At 62.3% G+C, this 18,699-nt stretch carries 15 protein-coding genes; 5 read left to right on the forward strand and 10 right to left on the reverse strand.

Features of this window, described 5'->3' with window-relative positions; genetic code table 11:
• Both AZG88_RS04655 and AZG88_RS04660 read right to left on the reverse strand, forming a co-directional pair.
• Positions 1-686 (reverse strand): aldehyde dehydrogenase family protein (locus AZG88_RS04655; RefSeq protein ID WP_331712234.1); only part of this gene is annotated, 686 nt, incomplete at its 3' end.
• A gap of 217 nt (positions 687-903) precedes the next feature.
• A complete protein-coding gene (locus tag AZG88_RS04660) occupies positions 904-1,854 on the reverse strand; it encodes an SDR family oxidoreductase (protein ID WP_063886776.1) in 951 nt (316 codons plus the stop codon).
• A 118-nt stretch (positions 1,855-1,972) separates the two neighbouring features.
• On the opposite strand from AZG88_RS04660, the gene AZG88_RS04665 reads away from it, so the two are divergent.
• A complete protein-coding gene (locus tag AZG88_RS04665; protein WP_061697064.1) occupies positions 1,973-2,620 on the forward strand; it encodes a TetR/AcrR family transcriptional regulator in 648 nt (215 codons plus the stop codon).
• A gap of 83 nt (positions 2,621-2,703) precedes the next feature.
• Here the strand turns inward: AZG88_RS04665 and AZG88_RS04670 are convergent, their stop codons facing one another.
• On the reverse strand, positions 2,704-3,615 hold the full coding sequence (locus tag AZG88_RS04670; protein ID WP_197436402.1) for an alpha/beta hydrolase: 912 nt from the start codon (positions 3,613-3,615) through the stop codon (positions 2,704-2,706).
• A 219-nt stretch (positions 3,616-3,834) separates the two neighbouring features.
• Positions 3,835-4,977 carry a helix-turn-helix domain-containing protein gene (locus tag AZG88_RS49535; RefSeq protein ID WP_179443215.1) on the reverse strand — a complete coding sequence of 381 codons (1,143 nt, stop codon included), beginning with the start codon at positions 4,975-4,977 and terminating at the stop codon, positions 3,835-3,837.
• A gap of 312 nt (positions 4,978-5,289) precedes the next feature.
• Between AZG88_RS49535 and AZG88_RS04680 the strand changes: the two genes are divergently transcribed.
• Positions 5,290-5,928, forward strand: a complete 639-nt coding sequence (locus tag AZG88_RS04680; RefSeq protein ID WP_061697073.1) for a GntR family transcriptional regulator — start codon at positions 5,290-5,292, stop codon at positions 5,926-5,928.
• A gap of 46 nt (positions 5,929-5,974) precedes the next feature.
• Here the strand turns inward: AZG88_RS04680 and AZG88_RS04685 are convergent, their stop codons facing one another.
• Entirely contained in the window at positions 5,975-7,093 is a 1,119-nt protein-coding gene (locus AZG88_RS04685; protein ID WP_061697065.1) for a 3-isopropylmalate dehydrogenase, read from the reverse strand.
• Between the two features lie 487 nt (positions 7,094-7,580).
• Between AZG88_RS04685 and AZG88_RS04690 the strand changes: the two genes are divergently transcribed.
• Positions 7,581-8,348: a FadR/GntR family transcriptional regulator gene (locus AZG88_RS04690; protein ID WP_061697066.1), complete on the forward strand. Its 768-nt coding sequence runs from the start codon at positions 7,581-7,583 to the stop codon at positions 8,346-8,348.
• A 156-nt stretch (positions 8,349-8,504) separates the two neighbouring features.
• Positions 8,505-9,068 carry a hypothetical protein gene (locus AZG88_RS04695; protein WP_061697067.1) on the forward strand — a complete coding sequence of 188 codons (564 nt, stop codon included), beginning with the start codon at positions 8,505-8,507 and terminating at the stop codon, positions 9,066-9,068.
• A 195-nt stretch (positions 9,069-9,263) separates the two neighbouring features.
• Here AZG88_RS04695 and AZG88_RS04700 read toward each other — a convergent pair whose 3' ends face one another.
• Both AZG88_RS04700 and AZG88_RS04705 read right to left on the reverse strand, forming a co-directional pair.
• On the reverse strand, positions 9,264-12,542 hold the full coding sequence (locus AZG88_RS04700; RefSeq protein WP_061697068.1) for a protein kinase domain-containing protein: 3,279 nt from the start codon (positions 12,540-12,542) through the stop codon (positions 9,264-9,266).
• A gap of 108 nt (positions 12,543-12,650) precedes the next feature.
• Entirely contained in the window at positions 12,651-13,157 is a 507-nt protein-coding gene (locus AZG88_RS04705) for a MarR family winged helix-turn-helix transcriptional regulator (protein WP_061045983.1), read from the reverse strand.
• A gap of 123 nt (positions 13,158-13,280) precedes the next feature.
• Here AZG88_RS04705 and AZG88_RS04710 point away from each other — a divergent pair, with 123 nt between their 5' ends.
• Positions 13,281-14,723 (forward strand): MFS transporter, encoded by a 1,443-nt coding sequence (locus tag AZG88_RS04710; protein ID WP_061697069.1) that lies wholly within the window; start codon positions 13,281-13,283, stop codon positions 14,721-14,723.
• Positions 14,724-15,473: 750 nt separating this feature from the next.
• On the opposite strand, the gene AZG88_RS04720 is transcribed toward AZG88_RS04710, so the two are convergent.
• From AZG88_RS04720 to AZG88_RS04730, 3 genes are all read right to left on the reverse strand, one after another.
• Positions 15,474-16,676: an NAD(P)/FAD-dependent oxidoreductase gene (locus tag AZG88_RS04720; protein ID WP_061697070.1), complete on the reverse strand. Its 1,203-nt coding sequence runs from the start codon at positions 16,674-16,676 to the stop codon at positions 15,474-15,476.
• Between the two features lie 832 nt (positions 16,677-17,508).
• Positions 17,509-17,976 carry a hypothetical protein gene (locus AZG88_RS04725; protein ID WP_061697071.1) on the reverse strand — a complete coding sequence of 156 codons (468 nt, stop codon included), beginning with the start codon at positions 17,974-17,976 and terminating at the stop codon, positions 17,509-17,511.
• A 298-nt stretch (positions 17,977-18,274) separates the two neighbouring features.
• The coding region (locus AZG88_RS04730; RefSeq protein WP_231913817.1) for a nuclear transport factor 2 family protein at positions 18,275-18,699 on the reverse strand (425 nt) is incomplete at its 5' end.

Genomic DNA, 18,699 nt, shown 5'->3' on the forward strand with positions numbered 1-18,699 from the left:
CCGATCTGGGTGGACCCGACAAACCCGATATGGTCGACCCCGTCATGGGCGCTCAACGCGGCACCCGCCTCGACTCCGAGACCCGGCACGACATTCAACACACCCGCCGGGATCCCCGCCTCGATCGCCAACTCGGCGATGGCGACCGCGGTACGTGGCGTTTCATCTGCGGGCTTCGCCACACAGCAGTTGCCGGTAGCAATCGCCGGAGCCACCGCACGCGCGAGAAGCTGCATCGGATAGTTCCAGGCAACGATATGACCCGTCACACCGTACGGCTCGCGGCGCGTATAGGCATGTATATCAGGACCCAACGGGATCGTGATCCCGTAGTAGGAATCGATCGCGTGACCATAGAAGCGGAAGTAGCGAGCGCACACGACCGCATCGGCTCGCGCCTGCCCCAACGGTTTACCCGAATCCTCACTCTCCAACAACGCCAACCCTGCCGCGTCACGTTCGATCAGATCCGCCAGCCGGGTCAACAACTTGGCACGGGTCTCCGGCGACGTCTCCCGCCACGACCGCTGTGCGGCCCGGGCCGCACACACCGCCCGATCCACTTCGTCAGGCCCGCACCTGACCACAGCCCCCAGCGACACACCGGTCGACGGATCGATGTTGTCGTAAGTACCCGATGTGAGCACCCGACGTCCATCAATGAAGGCCGCAACTGTCTCCACCACTCAACACTCCTCACTCTTCACTTTCATGGATGCACGACGGCCTCGAAGACACGTTCAGACTCGTCGGCTTCGAACCGTTGGGTTGTCAATGCCCCGGCGACATCCGGCGATCCCGCCGGGCTCGACGACGGAGGCGTCCTCGAGGCACAAGCCGTCGGGTGGTGGAACCAGCATCGCCGGCGGCGCCGTGAAGTACTCCGACAGGCTGCCCGGCCCGTCATGCCGAGAATGCCGATATCTGATTCGCGGCACAGGTTGCATAGGCCGCTGTCGCACGATTCGCAGCCACCGTCGTCGCGGCAGCCCGCAGCGGCCCGAAATCTCCGGCCGCGCGGGCGGCGGCGGCGGCGCTGGCCCCACCGTCGACCAGCAGGTCGATACCGTTGAGGAAGCTCGCCTGTTCCGACAGCGCGAATGCCACCACGGCGGCGATCTCCGCGTCATGCCCCCTGCGCTGCACGATCCGATCGATGCACGAGTGTTCGGCAGTCTCCGACCGCACCGGCGACCTGTCGATGTTGTCCGTGGACACGGAACAGATGCGCGCGCCCACGGACCCGAGCCGCACCGACTCCCGCCGAACTAAGCGTTCCAAGCCACGCTTGGCCCAGGTGCGGGCCGTGGCCGGATCCTCGATGTCCGGTCCGAGCGCCTCGCGCAGCCGGTGTAGGAACTGCTGGGCCAGCGGGTCGTCGAGGACGGTCGGCTCAGCCGCGTCGGAAGTATCCGGGCTCGGCATCGACGACATACCCGCCAACACCACCATGGCGCTGCCGTTGTCGGCCAGCGGCCGGAGAGCAGCCGAGAGCCGGGCAGTGGCGACGAGGTCCACGGTGAGAATCTGCCGCCAGTCGGCCGAGGTGGGCGAGCAGGCGTCGGCATGCGCGACTGCCCGCAGCGTGCCCAGGTCCCCGATTCGCGCCACCAGGTGCGCGAGATCCTTGCGGTCGGTGAAGTCGAGAGTGAACGGCACGGCGTCCACACCCGCATCGTTCACGAGTTCGCGGGCCACGGCCGCAGCGGCGTGCGGGTCCCGGTCGGTGAGCAGTAGTGTTTCCACATGATCGACGAGCTGCCGCGCGCAGGCAGCTCCCAGTCCGTAGCCAGCGCCGGTGACGACACCCACGGTCGTGCTGTGGAGTGTGGATTGCTCCGTGGGTGCGTTCACGGGGCGTCCCTTCGGTAAACGTTGCCACAAATAGCAACTCGTGCGTATCATTAGTTCGGTAACCTCATCATGACGAAGGCAAGGGTGTTATGCAAGAGCGAATCTCAGCGAGGCCGACGTGACCAGAGCGACGCCGCTCCCGCGCCGCGGCGCCGGACGCCCCACCCGCGAGCAGGCCGAGGCACGCCAGGACGAACTGCTCGATACCGCACTCCAGCTGTTCCTCGAGCACGGCTTCGAAATAACGACGATCGAGATGATCGCCACCCACGTCGGCATGACCAAGCGCACGGTCTACGCCCACCACCCCGACAAGGCGTCGCTGTTTCTCACCGCGGTGCGGCGGGCCATCAACCGGCAGATCGTGCCCCACCATGTCCTCGAAGACTTCGATCGAGGTAATCTCACCCAAACACTGGAAGCGATCGCCCGGCTGCACATCGGCCAGGTTATGACGCCCGACGGTCTGCGCCTGCAGCGGATCATCAACACCGAAAGCTACCGATTCCCCAGCATATTCGCCGAAAACTACGAACAGCGCTCCAAACCGGTGCTCGACTTCGTCGCCGGCCTGCTCGACCGGGCCATCGCCGCAGGCGACATCGCACCCACCACAACCGAACTCGCCGCCATCGCGTTCATGAACATGGCGGTCGGCGGCTCCGTGCGCTCGATCGTGAGCGGCCAAACACCCACCCGCGACGAAGTCGATCAGAGGGTGCACTTCACCGTTCATCTGCTACTCGACGGCCTCAGGCCGCGCTGAACACCTGGTAGTGCCGGATTCAGCTTGCGATAGTCGTGCTCGAGACGCCAGCGAATCTCGGCGCGCGCGCTGGAATACTCGAGTCAGCTCAATGCGCGTGCGATATAGGCTCTGCGGGTTTGCCCCGCAATCTTGGAGATGTCTGACGTGACGACTACTTCGAATCCGTGAAACGCACCGGGCCACACGTGCAGTTCAGCGAGGACACCGGACTGGGATAGGCGGGCCGCGAAGTCGATGACCTCATCGCGGAAGGTCTCGACCTGGCCGACATCGAGGAATGTCGGAGGTAGTCCGGAGAGGTCGGTGGCGCGCGCCGGCGCAGCATAGTAGGACACGTCGGGTCCGCCTGCTGCATCTCCGAGGAGAGCCCCCCAGCCTGTCTTGTTCGAGGTACGGTCGAACACTCCGATACCATCGAGTTCCTGACTCGATGGCGTAATTCCCCGATCGTCGAGCATCGGACACCCCAGCACCAAGTGGGAGATTGCCGGGCCGTTGTGGTCGCGGGCAAACAAGGCGATTGCCGCAGCCAGTCCGCCTCCTGCGCTAGCGCCCATGACGATGATTCGCGAGGAGTCGATGCCCAGGTCTGCCGCGTTCTCTGTTATCCATACCAAACCCGCGTAGCAGTCTTCCACGGGTGCGGGGTACGGGTTCTCCGGGGCGAGCCGGTATTCAACTGAAACTGCCACTACGCCAAGTTCGTCCACCAAATCGGCCAGGCCATCTACTCCAGTGAACCTGGTTCCCATGACCATCCCCCCACCGTGGATGTAGTAGATCGTCGGGGAAGGGACAGTCCGCGGGTTCGTCGGCGCCATGATCAACACGGTGATATCGGGTCCGCCGAGGGGGCCAGGAACTTCTCGTTCGGTGACCTCGATGCTGCCATCGCGACGCAAGCGCTCGAGTTGGACATCACGATCGGGCAGCTGATTCAGGCGGCGTTCTCGAGCTTCGAGGATTTCGTGGGGGTGGAGCGTGGAGGACATGAATGGGATTCGTGCGAGCCCTGCTGCGAGTTCCGGGTCTAGCGGCGGAGGGGTACTTGTACGGATGGCGTTATCGAGAGTCATCGTGTCTCCTCAGAATTTGCGATGTCCTCCCACTATCGGGTTTCATCGCCGCCGACGCTACCGCCGATCGTCTGTTCCTGGCCGCGATGCGTCAGACGACTGTCGGTGCGAGCTCTCCGAGGCGCCGGTCCGCTACTACGATTCGCCATTATTCAGAAAATGTAGGGACTGCAGTGCGATTCGGGCTCGAAGTATTCCGTCCGGTGTGCCAAGATCCCACCCCAGTCGCTCCTCCGCTCGTGTAACCCGAGCCGCAATTGAACTGTGGTGCATATGCAGGGAGTTCGCGGCCAGGCGGAGCGATCCAGTGCGGCAGAGAGCGTCCAACGCACGTAAGTCGAGTTTCCCACTCTCTGTCTCCGAAATGGCCTGGAGTGCGACCACGTCCACGTTTGCCGCGATCTGACTTATCGGAACATCGGCAAGCAATGTGAGGGACCCGAGTAATGCATGGTCGACGACCGCCGAGTTCTCGCCTTGAACCGTGAATCTCAACGCCAAGAGTGCTTGCAACCACGAGGTACGAGCATCCTGCGGCGAGACCAGGTTGCCAATGCCCACCCGCAGGTCCAAGCTCCGCCCTGATCCAGGATCTCGCTCTTGAAGGCGATCTCGGACGCTGCCTTGGAGGTCTGAGACGACGAGGTCGGCGTTCTGACGTGGCTGCAGGATCAATCCGGCGGTCCGCCCAACCGTGGCCACCCGCAGTGGGCGCACCGGAGTGCGGGTTCTGGCTACAAGCGCTACTGCTTCCGTTCCTGGGTCCCGGTCCTCCGATGTAGAGACGGCAACGATGCGTATCGGGAGGTTCGGCACGAGGCCGAGAAGTTGAATTGCGCGCGCCCGTTCCTCCGTTCCGGCGGACTCCGAAATCAGCAGTTCGGTCAGTGCTGGATCAGCAATAGTTGCGGCAGAAATCACGCGGGGCGGAGTAACCAGCACCCGAGTCGCCAGAGCAAAGCGCTCGAGTATGAGGTCGTCCAGGGCCTCCGCATCACCTTCGCGTTCAATCCAGACTGCCCGGCCATCGCCCAAGTCGATACGACTGCGTGGAACATCTCGATCCGAAGAATCGACGGTCCCGTTGTGAGCGACGCGCAATGCAGTCCCATCGAGCAGATGCATCCCGGCAGTGCATTCGGCAAGGGCTGCAGTCGCTCTGGTCAGGGTCGATGCCGAAACCCGGCCTTCGACCAGAGCGTCGAACGCCGCGATGACTCGAACGGCTGCTTCGGCTCGTGAGTCGATCTCGGACAATCGCGCGAGCAATCCGAACATGGGTCCAATCTCCGCTCTCATCCGATTGTCTGTAGTAAGTTGTACTGCCTGTTTCAGCTGTTCAACACTTATGTGCTGATCCTCGCGACGGGAACACTGGTCAGCGATAGTGGTCGCGCGGGGCCCTTCCCGGGCATGGGCACTCGAACACCCACCGGTCAGTCCACTACTCTAGATCCCGGGGGTCAATACCACGCGGGAAGGTGAGGTGCCGTGGTTCGATCCGCGTCCCAGCCGAAGAATGACTCGACTTCTGCCGGCAATGCCGAAAACAACGGCGTCGACTCCACCCGCCGACGCAGGGTGCCGATCGTGGACGAGATCACCGCTCTCCTACGAGAGCGTATCTATGCACAGCACTACGCAACCGGCGTATGGCTGAAGCAGGAGCAGCTATCCGACGAACTCGGGGTCAGTCGCACACCGCTGCGTGAGGCGCTGCGGCGACTCGAGCAGGAGGGCCTGGTTCGTTCCGAAGCCGGCAAGGGTGCCCGCGTCATCTCCGGGGATGTGCACACGCTGCTGTCGGCCTACGAACTGCGCGCTGTCGTGGATGGTCTGGCAGCGCGGTTGGCATCCGCGAACCCGTCTCCGGCACGCGTGCGGGAGATGCGGCAACTCATCGACGCGCAGCGCAAAGCAATCGATCCGTGGAATCCGCGCGGGTACTCCAAACTCAATGTCGATTTTCACGAGCTCATCGTGCACATGACCAATAACGAGTTTGTCATTGCGCAGACCTCGATTATTCGCATGACAGCGCAGGTGTTCGCCCCCGTCGCGATGATCGAACCGAGTAGCGCTCTGCGTGCCATCGAAGAGCACGCAACAATCGCCGACGCGATTGAAGCGGGAGACGGTGTCACCGCGGAGATCGTCGCCAGAAGACACATTGAGAAGACCATCACGCAGCTCAGATTTGGGGCCGCGCGCACCGACAGTATCCGATAACGGAAGCGTCGTATACAGGCCGGTTGGGCGGGCGTGGAAGGTGCGTTCAGATCGCCGCCATCGCGGTCATGATCGAGCCTTCCCGCCTACCGTGTTCTTCGACCGAGCCCGTCACGATCCGGTCGACGATCCGGTCGCCGATCTCTTCCGTACTCGCGCCCATTCCGGGGCCCGCCAATGCCGACAGTTCGCCGAGCACCGAAGCTGTGGCGGTTTCCAGAGCCAGCGCAGCCATCCCCTGCCCGAACGATGCAAGACATAGGGCGGCAGAGAGCACGGCGGCAGCTGGATTCGCCCAACCGCGCCCCGCAATATCTGGAGCCGACCCGTGGACAGGCTCGAACATGCTGGGCGCCCGACCGTCCAGATTCAGATTGGCACTCGCGGCTACGCCCAGCCCTCCCTGGATGGTCGCGCCTAGATCCGAGATGATGTCGCCGAAAAGATTGTCGGTCACGATAACGTCGAACCGCTCCGGAGTCATTGGCATGTGCTGGCACATTGCGTCGGCGTGAACGTAATCGACCTCGACCTCGGGGTAGCGAGATGAGTGCTCGTCGACAATGTTCTGCCACAGTTCACCCGCGTGCACAAGAATATTCTTCTTGTGGCACAGGGTAAGTTTCCGGCGACGTTGCTGCGCGAGTCGGAAAGAATAGTCCACTACGTCCGCGATGGCCCGGGCTGTGTTGACCGATTCCTGGAGCGCCACGGCATTCTGCGTACCCTCATGGACAGTTGAACCACCGCCGACATACAAACCCTCGGTGTTTTCGCGGACGACAACGAAGTCGCACCGCTCGGGATCGAGGTCCCGGATCGGCGTGTGGACACCGGGATAGAGACGCACTGGCCGAAGGTTCACCTTCTGCCGGAAGGCTCGACGAATGCGCAGAATCACGCCGCGCTCGAGGATCCCCGGCGCGACTCCAGGATCACCCATGGCGCCGAACAGTATGGCGTCGTGGGCTTGTAGACGGCCGATGATTTCGTCGTCGATCAAGCGCCCAGTATCGAGATAGTTTTGCGCACCCAGCGCGTAGTCGGTTGTTTCGAGACCGAACCCGAATCGAGCGGCGGCAGCTTTCATCGCCGAGAGTGCTTGCTGGTTAACCTCCGGCCCGATTCCGTCCCCGTCGATGACGGCCAGGTCGTAGGTAGTCAATGTGGAATGCCCCTTTCGGCAAAGAGAATGAAAATTGCGGCAGTTCGACCTCGGCGTGAGAATCTCCTGTTGGCGTTCAGCCGTGACTTGGCGTTGTCGACCACGATCCGCCCGGTGCGAGCCTCACACGAGGCATCAATGGTTGACGTCGGTCCGCTCCTCTCCGAAAGCACCGTCTGCGCGACTTCGATCCACTGCTGCCGCTCGCCGTTCAGCCCCCGAGGCAGCGTTCGAGGCTTCTCGTGGATCCAAGAACAGATCATGGCTCAACTACGACATCACGTCAATGCTATTCAACTACCCAGCGGGATGAATACCCTTATGAATGCGTGTGATTGCCGACGACTGCTTCCGAGGCAGAATCCGCCGTGGTGTGACCGGGGCCCCGGGAAGATGCCAGTCCCTCTCCACCGGCCTTACCACTGGACGAACGCGAGTGCAGAATGATTGGATACGAACGGGTCAGGGACGGCGTGAGGAGTTGCAAGTGGCGGCCAGGTCCGAGTCGGCACAGCCGGCGCGTGTCTATCAGCAGATTGCAGACGCGATCGAGAACGCGATCTTGTCTGGCGAGTTGAACCCCGGCGATCACCTTCCCAGCGAGCGGGAACTCGTCGAACGATATGGCGTCAGCCGTCCGACAATTCGGGAGGCGCTGCGGGTCCTCGAAAGCAATCACCTTGTGAAGTCGCGACTTGGAGACCGACGTGGGCCCATCGTACTGTCTGCAAGCTCGCACCTTCTACAGAAGTCACTTACCCGCCTCACTGCAGGCGAGGTTGTCGGGTTGGCCTCGCTGCTGCAGTTTCGCATGATCATCGAGAGCGCTGCTGTTCTCCTGGCCGCCAGCAATCGTAGTGAATCGGACTTGGTAGAACTCGAACGTGCAAATGCCCGGATGCGCGCCGGCATCGATCTCGGATACGCAGAGTTCAGTGCCGCTGACCTCGACTTCCACCGAACGGTTGCGCGCACCTGCAGCAATCCCCTGCTGGAGTTCTCCGGCGAGGCGGTCCGTGAATCAGTCCTCCGCCTCACACAACAACGGATCACTGACTCCGGCGACAGTCGAGCACAAATGCTGCTGTCTGTTCGCCACCACGAGGACCTCCTCGAAGCTATCAGGAACAAGAACGGCCCTCTCGCCTCATGGCTCTTGCGTGACGGCTTATATTGGTATTACGTCGATTACGTAGATCCCGCAGACCTTCCAAACCTCCGCGGCCTCGCCGACGAGGTACGCCCACGTGAGTAAACGGATCGTCCGGGTCAGCCCGACATATACGGGCTTCACCGGAGTTCGCGCCAACTGTCCTTCGGTACTGATCGACACTCGACTGAGAGATAGGTCGCCTCTATGGACGCTTGATCCCGCCGAAAATATCGACCCACCTACGACTCGGAGCTGACAATGACCGCCTCCGCGAATCTTGAATTCCGCACATCGAATTCGCTCCCAGAAGAGCAATCGACGACCGACGCCGTGACCTTCTCCATCGAGTGCATCGATTCGCGCGGTCTTGTGCGCCAACTAGGTGGACTCTTCCACCGCCACGGTGTCGAACTGATCGCCTTGTCTTCGTGGTGCTCGTTGCGAGCTGACCGCCATGGAATAACGGTATCGGCCGCCCTTCCGCCTGGGGTACAGACGGAATTGCTGGTGAAGAAGATGAATCGCTTCGTCGATGTTGTGAAGATCCGCCTCGATACCAGGGAAGATGATGTTTACCGGGATGTCTCCTCACTGGAGGTAGTTGCGACCGGGCCATTCGTCGAGAAGGTGGCACTGGTGGGCTATCAATTCGGCGCCGGCGTGGTGGATCATAGCCCACACAGGATCATCCTGCGTCTCAACGACACCCGCGATATTGTCGGCGCGTTTCACGACCGCCTTCGGCAACTCGGCCGAATCCGGTCCCGCGGGGACATCAGAGTGTCTCCCATGCACCCCAGTGGCAGTTTGAGTTTCGACTGAAGCAATAGCTCCTTCTTGCGTTGTTGCCCGGTCCTTCTTACCGGCGTTCAAGGCATTGCTCGGTTGCTTGCCATCGTTGAATCGCTGCTCCCAGCGATCCGACGGGTCGTGGAGGAGCGTGATGCAGCAGTCGTTGTCGTGGAACAACACGGTTGTCCCGCACCAGGTTGCACGATAGTGCGGCAGCGGCGAGCGCTACGGTCGACGACCACTGTCAGGCGCACTGTGGGCTTGCTCGACGACCCATGCCGCGACCTGAGCCCTCGATGTGAAGCCAAGTTTCGCCAGGATGTGCTCCACATGTCCTTGGACAGTTCGATCCGACAGCACCAGTTTCGCCGCAATCGCCCTGTTCGTCATGCCTTCTGCGACTAGGTCCGCGACCTGACGCTCTCGCTTGGTCAGACGTACTGTGGGACTGACGGGTTCAGCGCCGGAGGGAGCTTGTTCACCGAGCGCGAATGCTGCAGCCGCGTCGAAATCCATGAGACGCCCTTGCCGGTGGGCAGATTCGAATGCCCTCTGCCCTAGTGCCGAGCGAGCGATTCTCTCACATTCGTCGTGGTAGGTCATCAGGTCGGGAAACTGGACGGCGCCACCGACCGACCGCCCCAGTTCTTCTGCAGCTCCAAGAAGCACTGCTGCACGTTGCGTATCTCGGACCTCCGCAGAGATCCAGGCGATGGACTCGAGACATGATATGGCAATTCGGACAAACCGTGCGGGCCACGTCAACTGCAACGATTGTTCGAGTAGTTCCCTTCCACGACTGGGGTTTCCCTCCTGCCACACGGCAAGGCCCATTCCCCACAAAGAAAACGATCTACACAAGGTTTCGCCGTACTGTTCGGTGAGTTCCAGGACTTGTTCATGGCATTCGATCGCCCGTACCATGTCCTCACGTAACTCGTGTGCCATCCCCAGCATGCCTAGTGGGCCGACGCGGTAGATGGGTTCTCTCCGGGCGTCGGGCTCCGCTACCGCTTTCTCGAGGTACGCGCAGGCTTGGGTGAGATCACCGCGGAGCAGGGCTAGGAGCCCGTCGACATGTGCGATGAAGGCGTGTAGTCCAGGGTCGTTGATGGATGCTGCAAGTGTGTGCCCCCTCTGTACCGTCATCTCGCTCGTCTGACTGCCGGTTTGCGCCGCATCGAAGAAGGCACCGCCGAACAGCGCCTTTACGAGCTCGACGGTGGGTGGGCCTGCGTATGCGGCCAGGAGTCTGTCGAGCCAACTTCTACCCTCGCTGTAGTATCCCTGGGAACTCCACAAGCCGAATAGCGCGCCCGCGATGCGGAGCCCGGCAGCCGGATCATTGGACACACAGAACTTCAGGGTTTCTCGAATGTTCGGTAGTTCCAGCCCCGTGCGTTCAATCCAGTCGAGCTGTCGTGCACTCATCCAATTGGACGCTGCTTCGAGAACCAGCGATTCGTACCACTCCAGATGCCGACGGTGAGCGGTGTCGTCGTCGATCAGTGCGAGGATCTCGCGGCCGTACTCCCGCACTGTCTCGAGCATTCTAAACCTCACCTCGGCACCGGATTCCTCTCTGAGGAGGATCGACTTCTCCACCAGTGAGGTCACCGCGTCAAGCAACTCGTCCGGAGGGATACCCGGACCACCGACGTGCGCCGCCGCGTCGAGCCCGAAACTCCCTGCAAAGACCGATAACCGCGTCCAGAGGTGCTGTTCCTGTTCCTCGCACAGGTCGAAACTCCAGTCGAAGCACAGTCGAAGAGTCTGTTGTCGCGTAGGGGCGCCGCGTGTTCCGCGCGTCAGCAGCGCATAGCGGTCGGACAGGCGCTGGAGGATTTGTTCGGGCGACAGTGCGCGCAAGCGGGCCGCTGCCAACTCGATCGCCAGCGGCAGACCGTCGAGCCGATGACAGATCTTCGCCACTGCATCTTTGTTGTCCTCGGTGAGTTCGAAATCGGGAACCGCCGTGGCAGCGCGTTCAGCGAACAGCGTCACCGCGTCGTACCTCGGCAATCCTTTCAAGGCCGGCTGACGGTCAGTGGATGGGACTGTCAGTGGTGCTACTCGCAGTACGGCCTCTCCGGGTATACCGAGAGACTCCCGGCTCGTGCTGAGAATCTTCAGCGAAGGACAGACCTGCATCAGCGTCGCGGACAGCTCGGCTACACCGCCGACGACCTGTTCACAGTTGTCGAAGACGAGCAAGAGGTTCCGCGTCTCGAGGAACTCTTCGAGTACCTCACCTAACGGCCTCGCGGAGATATAGCACAGCCCCAATGCGCCGGCCACCGTGTCGATCAGCAAGGATTCGTCATGAAGTTCGCCGAACTCGACCAGCCATACACCGTGCTCGAACTCCCGTTGCATGCTTGCTGCGATTCGCAATGCCAGTCGCGTCTTGCCGACGCCACCGGGTCCGGTCAGCGTCACCAAAGGTGAAGACGTCAACATCTTCTTCGCTTCGGTCAACTCCCGGCGACGTCCCACGAAACTCGTCAATTCGAGAGGCAGATTTCCCGCTGTGCGCGGGCGGCGATCGTGCGATCGGCGTCCCCCGATTGCAGGCGGGGGGCCACGGTGTTGTTCTTCGCTACCAGCATGCAGGGCCATGTCGTCGACAGTGAATCCATGGTGATGTTGCAGTCGTTGCAGGTCTTCACCGAAGCTTGCGGCGGTGGCATGGCGCTGGCCCGGTGCTCGAGCCATGGCGCGTGCGACCGATTCGGCAACATCGTCGGGGATCCCCTGTTCGCGCAGGTCGGGCACAGGTTCCGTGGTAATCCTCAGGAACTGCGCTACAACCTGTTCTCCGCTCTGTCGTTCGAACGCGGCATGCCCGGTGACTGCGCTGAAGACGGTGGCGCCAATGCCGTAGATGTCAGTGGCCGGTGTCGGTGGATCGCCGGCCAATACCTCGGGCGCGGTGTACGCCGGCGTGCCTGTGACTGTTCCGGTTGCGGTCTCGAATCCGCCCGCCACATGCGCGATACCGAAATCGGTCAGCACTGGCTCACCGTAGTCGTCGAGCAGGATGTTCGCGGGTTTGATATCGCGATGAAGTACTCCGAGCCGATGCGCAGTCTCGACTGCTCCTGCCACCCTGATCCCCAAACGTAAGGCTTCCGGCAGCGACAGCGGCCCACCTCGGCGAAGTCGCTGGTCGAGAGAGTCCTGCGGGTAGTACTGCATCACAATGTATGGAAGGCCGGTCCCGGTCTCGCCGACCTGCAAGATGTTGACGATGTTCGGATGCCCGGTGAGTCGGCCCATCGCGCGTTGTTCGCGAAAGAACCGCGCTCGGTTCTCCTCGTCGAGATCTACGGTGAGCACCTTGACGGCAACAGTGCGGTCGAGGGCACTTTGCGTACAGCGATAAACCACGCCGAATCCGCCTCGACCGATCTCGTGTGCCGCATCGAACCCCGCACCCTGCAGCTCTGCAACGACGTCGGGTGACCCGTATCGCTGGGTGCCCAGTGGATCCCCGTCACGCATCGGATCACTTACCCGCGCCGTCGAACATCGGTGAACGTGACGACCTAACGAGATACGACATACAAAACCTCTCGACACCTACCCTTCAGGGTATCGCTCGAGCGCTGGTCAGGAGTGCCGTTCCTTGCGGTCTCCTCGGTCGGAAGAACCCGAGGGGAGAACCGGGCGGGGCCACGGGTGCCCGGTAAGGCGCTCGATGTCGGTATTGAATCGCTCGAGCCAACGGGCGAACTCGGCGACCTCGCCGGGATCCCAATCAACCAGTACGCGTTCCAGGCCCGCAATGGCCCACTCGCGGTCGGCCTCGAGATGGCTGCTGCCTTTCTCTGTGATCCGAAACTTGCGAGCGATCCCGCCCTCCGGATCAGGGATGCGCTCGACGAAATCGGCCTTGAGGAGTGCGGCGGTCTGCCGGTTGAGCGTCGAAGTGTCCAACGCGAATGCCTCGCTGAGCTGGCTGATGGACATCGGCCCCTGCACGCTCAGACGGCTGAGCACCGTGTATGCACTGCGGTCCAATCGCTCGGGAGTATCGCGCCTCGCCGGACCAAGAAAGTGGAGGTGTCGGCCGAGCAGCATCGTCTCGAACTCGATCAGGTGTGTGGGCTTGTGCATGTGTCTCTTCCGTCACTTCAACCAGCGGCCGTATGGCACATCAATGTGCACTATGCATATTCTATGCGCAATACACATTGTATGCATAGGGCACCTCGCCCGATTCGAGAGTGGAGTCTGATAATGAGCAATGCGGTGACAGCCGAGGCCCGCTCGGCACCACCCGGCGTACGGCCAGGCGCCCTGGTCGCCGTTCTGGCCTTCACCGGCATTACGTCCGCTTTGACCCAAACCCTGGTCGTTCCGCTCATCGCAGACCTTCCGTCGATCCTGAACACGACCTCGGCGAACGCATCATGGGTGATTACTGCGACGCTGCTGGCAGCCGCTGTCGCCACCCCGGTTACCGGACGGCTCGGCGACATGTACGGGAAGCGACGGATGCTGCTGCTCTGCACCCTGCCGCTCATTCTGGGTTCAGTGGTGTGCGCGCTGTCCTCGTCGCTGGTGCCGATGATCGCCGGCCGCGCGATTCAGGGTCTGGGCGCCGGCCTGATCCCTCTGGGAATCAGTGCAATGAAGGATCTACTTCCGCCGGAGCGCCTGAACTCCTCGATTGCGCTGATGAGCGCTTCGTTGGGAATCGGAGGCCTCCTCGGCCTCCCACTCGCCGCCATTGTCGCTCAGAACGCGAACTGGCGAGTGCTGTTCTGGGTCGTCGCCGTGCTTGGCGTCGTGATCTTCGGTCTGTTATGGCGAGTCGTTCCCGCGATCCCCATTTACGGCAATTCCGGCCGATTCGACGTTGTTGGTGCAATCGGCTTGGGTACGGCGCTGGTATGCCTGCTGCTCGCCGTATCCAAGGGCGGTACCTGGGGATGGACGAGCACGATGACACTCGACCTGTTCGCCGCCGCGGTCATCGTGCTGCTCCTCTGGGGATGGTGGGAACTGCGACGGCCCGACCCGCTCGTAGACCTACGGGTAACTGCACGCCGGCCGGTGCTTCTGACCAATGCGGCCTCGATCGTGGTGGGATTCGCGATGTACGCCCAGTCACTGATCGTGCCGCAGCTCCTTCAGCTGCCCGCTCAAACCGGCTACGGACTCGGGCAGTCGATGCTCGCCATGGGTCTATGGATGGCGCCCGCGGGACTGGTGATGATGGCGGTATCCCCGATCGGCGGCAAGCTCTCCTCCGCCCGCGGGCCGAAGATCACTCTGTTCATCGGCTGCCTCATCATTGCCGTCGGCTACGGCTCTTCGATGCTACTCATGGGGTCGACATGGGGGCTGGTGATCGTAACGTGCATCGGTACAGCAGGAGTCGGCTTCGCGTACGGCGCGATGCCCGCGCTGATCATGAGCGCAGTACCACAGTCCGAGACGGCCTCGGCCAACAGCGTCAATACCTTGATGCGTTCGGTCGGAACATCGGTGGCCGCAGCCGTTGTCGGCCTGGTCCTGTCTCAGATGAGCATGCAGTTCGGTGAACACAGTGTGCCCTCGGAGGCCGGATTCCGTACGGGCATGCTCATCGGCTGTGGCGTTGCGCTCGTCGCAGCCGCGATCACACTGGCGATTCCCGCCCCTCAACGCAACCACTCTCCGATGGCCGAGGCCTGAGGGACACGACGGACGGCACCAGTCAGGCTGCCCGCCGCCGAGGGCGGCCCGACCGGTGGCGTGAATACACAGATCGAGAGCCGTGGAAGCACTTCCACTCTGGGGACTTCTCACTTCCGCGAGCAGCACCGAATACCAAGTGCTGAAACCCGAGCGAACTCGAACGCAGCAGTCATCCCACAGTCGACGAGCAGATCTGCAACACAATCGTTCGCAGGCAGCAGAAGTCGAGTGGCGTGGCCGATGGTGAACCGTATGAAGACATCATCACCCAAGGGTTCGAGGGGTCATCGACGTATTGATCCTTCTCTGGCACAGCGTAATCAACGCACTCTGAGTTTCGGGATCAATCCTGGGTCCGGCCCCCTGCAGAAGTATGGTCAGCACTCGCCGGTAGAAGGTGGCCACAGAGATCCCGAAGTCCGGGAAAATGTACTCGTCACCGCCGAACGGGCCCCAGCGAATCGCAAAATCAACCATCTCGGCGGCACGCGTGGTCCCAGGTGTGGGCCCCTGCCGTTTCCCATTCCCAGTTCGAGACGACAGCTGGAGGCCTGCAGTACGTGCGCTGCCCGGTGCCGAGGTGTCCATGAGATTCCCCAAGGTTGTGAGTTCGGATACGACAATCGAGATGGTGGGCTGACGATTGAGGAAGCGAGGCGACCGTCGAGTGGGCGTTCCCGGCGTCCGTTTCTCTCGGAAGCTCGAGGAGCAGCCGCCCGACTCGATCGCGAGTTTCTGTCCTGATGTTCAGCGACTCGGGCCGGACGCACCTACAGCGTCGAGTGAATCGAGAATCTCCTGCCGGTGGAGACGGACTTGCTTGGGCATGTTCCACCCGAGGACACCGGTGACCCTGCCATTGCTGCGATAGCGGGCGACGAATCGACGGCTCGAGACCTCACCGTCGACGATGTCGACCTCTGCGTCGATAGGCAGAGACCCGTAGACCTGGAGCTTGACGTCGAACTGGTCGGTCCAGAAATAGGGCACCGGCACGTACGGCTGATCTGCACCAAGGATTGTGAACGCAACGGCGGCAGCTTGTTCGGTGGCATTGGTTCGGTTCTCGAGCCGGACCAATTTGCCGAGGTGCTCGTGATGCCACCGGGCGACGTCGCCGACCGCGTAGATGCCTTCGGCGGCCCGGCAGCGCGAATCGCACACCACCCCGTCGTCCAGGGTCAGTCCGCTCTCGTGGAGCCAATCTGTCGCGGGGACAGCACCGATCGCGACGACCACCACATCGGCGGGCAGCACCTCCCCGGTACCGAGTTGCACCCCGCTCACGCGTCCGTTGTCGGCAGTCAGGCTGGTGACCGCGGTTCCGAGGCGCAGCTCTACCCCACGTTCGGTGTGTAGCTCCGCCAGTAGACCCGAGACGAAGGGGCCGACCTGCAACGCCATCGGCGCCGGCTGCGGTCCGGTCATGGTCACGTCCAGTCCAAGCGCACGGCCAGTGGCTGCAATTTCGGCGCCGAGGACGCCTTCCCCGACCACTACCAGCCGCGACCCGGCAAGCATGTCGGACCGCAGAGCCAGGGCATCTTCGAGAGTGCGCAGAACGTGCACCCCGGATAGTCCGTTGTGCTCGGGCAGCACCCGTGCACGCACGCCGGTGGCAATCACGACGGCGTCTGCCTCGAGCCGACGTCCGGACTGCGTGAGGACAGTCCGGGCACGTGGGTCGAGGGCAACTGCTCGGTCGCCGAGGATGAAATCGGCGGTCAGCTCCGAGAGGGCCTCCGCGGTCCGCAGTGCAGACCGTTCAGGCGCCCATGCCCCCGACAGGACTTGCTTGGACAGCGGCGGTCGGTCGTACGGGGTGTGCAACTCGTCACCGACAACGGAGATGTCACCCGTGAATCCCTGGCGACGTAGGGTCTCTGCCGTGCACAACCCGGAGGCCGATGCGCCGACCACCAACACCCGTTCGGGTGTTGTGGCGGTCATGCCATGCCTCCGACCGCCGCAGACGACAGGCACTGTTGTGGCAAAGTTCGAATCTCCCTCGAGGAAGCCCCTAAGGGCAGCGCCGTATGACAGGCACCCGCTTCTTTCCTGCGTTCGTCAAGCCTCATGTGCAACTCCCGCTTCCACTTTGGTGTGCAGCGCATCAGTTGAGTAATTTAGACTAATCGGTCAGTACAATCAATGACGGCGAGATCATCCGTTACGCGGAGTGCCGTGTGCTAGCCTACATAAGATGTACCGATCGGTCGAATTATCGACTGATCGCGTGAGACCCGCTCGGCAAGAGGTCTCCTCACAACGGCCCCGACGCCGAAATGGACGGTGGGATAGGAATGATCGTGGACACACGGACATGCCGGAGACCCCTGCCGACCTCCCCTGAAGCAATCTTTCCCGGCTTCAGAAGACTGTCCGATTCATTGCCGCAGACCTAGGAGGTCTTCCCAATGCGCTTGCTCATCATGGACGCTGCGATTGCGTGCGCCACCCTGATCGCGCCTCGCCGAACAGCCGTATCAATAGAACGAATCCTCACGGATATCGCGGTCGCACGAGCCAATGCAAGGTGGTTGGCTATGGTCGCGAGCACACCGGAAGAGACATTCTCCAGCCATTCTTCTTTTCAAAGCGAACCGGCCGAGCCAAGGTCCGCGACCCGCTAGGCCGGCATCCCACTGAGCCATAGCCCGACCTCCGCCGATTCCCACAAGGGAATCGGCTTGGCCCCAGAAGAGCTCTCGCCCTCAGCAGCACTCCCCCGCCGGTCGCGCGGTGCCGGCAAAGATGTTGGACCACCGCACATCACGAACCGTCAGGGCGCAACTTCACTGACGATCAGCTCTGCGAACTCGTCAGCGATGAGTTCTTCGGTAGGGTTCGGTGCCAGCGGTATCAGAACGACCCCGTCTGCGATCCCCACCGCACAGATGTCCTGCATCAGGCCGCTCAACCCCTGGACGGTACCTATGTATCTCATGGGGCGGCGACGCCGGTCGCAGGCATGCAAATCCGTGGGGGGAATTTGTCCGGCATCTTCGAGGCGGGCAAGCGCGCGACGCGCCTCGCGGGCTGTCGTGTCGATGAGCACCTCGATCTCGAGCAGTAGAGGGCTGGCCTCCCGGTCCTCGATCGGAATCGAGCTGGATTGCCGTTTCGCGTCACCGAGGTCGGCTGCTGTCAGCCGAGTGTTGGATGGGCTCACGCCTTTGCTCGGGTCCCAGACAATCTGAACTTCGTCTCGGTGCGTCATGTACACCACTGGCTCGGTCTTCATCTGCATGGCACCCATCTCGATTGCGGATCTGTCGGAAAGGCTTGACGTCGCGCGGCCCTTCAGTCGGCTAGGAGTTGATTGTGTGGTGGCAGCGATATGCGGACGCGGCTCACACAAGGGACACCCCGTTGAGCGCACACATCGCCAGCCCGACTCCCGCAACAATCGTTCTCGCACAGAGTATCTGCGCTCCAGCATGACCTGTCATCCGAACGGTGTGCACTCCGTACGAACGAGCACAGCCGCCGGGTGGCCCCGGCGAGAGCATCCCCGCCGGGGGCACCTGATGTGCGGTACATCCCAGTCAGGGCCGGAAACCGATGTACTCGTCGGACCGGCGGCGGAGAAGCCAGTGTTCTCCGGACACCTCGAACTGATCGTGGTAGCGCGCGACGATCGCCACCGACCACCCGACACCGTCATTCTTGAGCATCACGACGTCACTCGTTGCCTTCGCCTCACGGTCGTTCCATTCGGTGAGGACCGTGTTGGTGACCACGTGGCGCTGCGGTTTTGCGGGATCCGGGCGCCAGCCCGGTTGTGAGAACGCCGCCCGGATGGCATCGGCGCCCTCGCGCGTCGGGAATCCGGGTATCTCGACCACCCCGTCCGGCCAGTACAACGCGACCATGTCGTCGACCCGGCCGTCGTCCTGTGCCTGGGCATGCGCGGCGATCGTCGCCTGAATCCCCGAGTGCACCTGTGCGTATGTGCTCATCGGCCGGCCGC

Source organism: Rhodococcus sp. LB1, assembly GCF_001583455.1.
Classification (GTDB): domain Bacteria; phylum Actinomycetota; class Actinomycetes; order Mycobacteriales; family Mycobacteriaceae; genus Rhodococcus_F; species Rhodococcus_F opacus.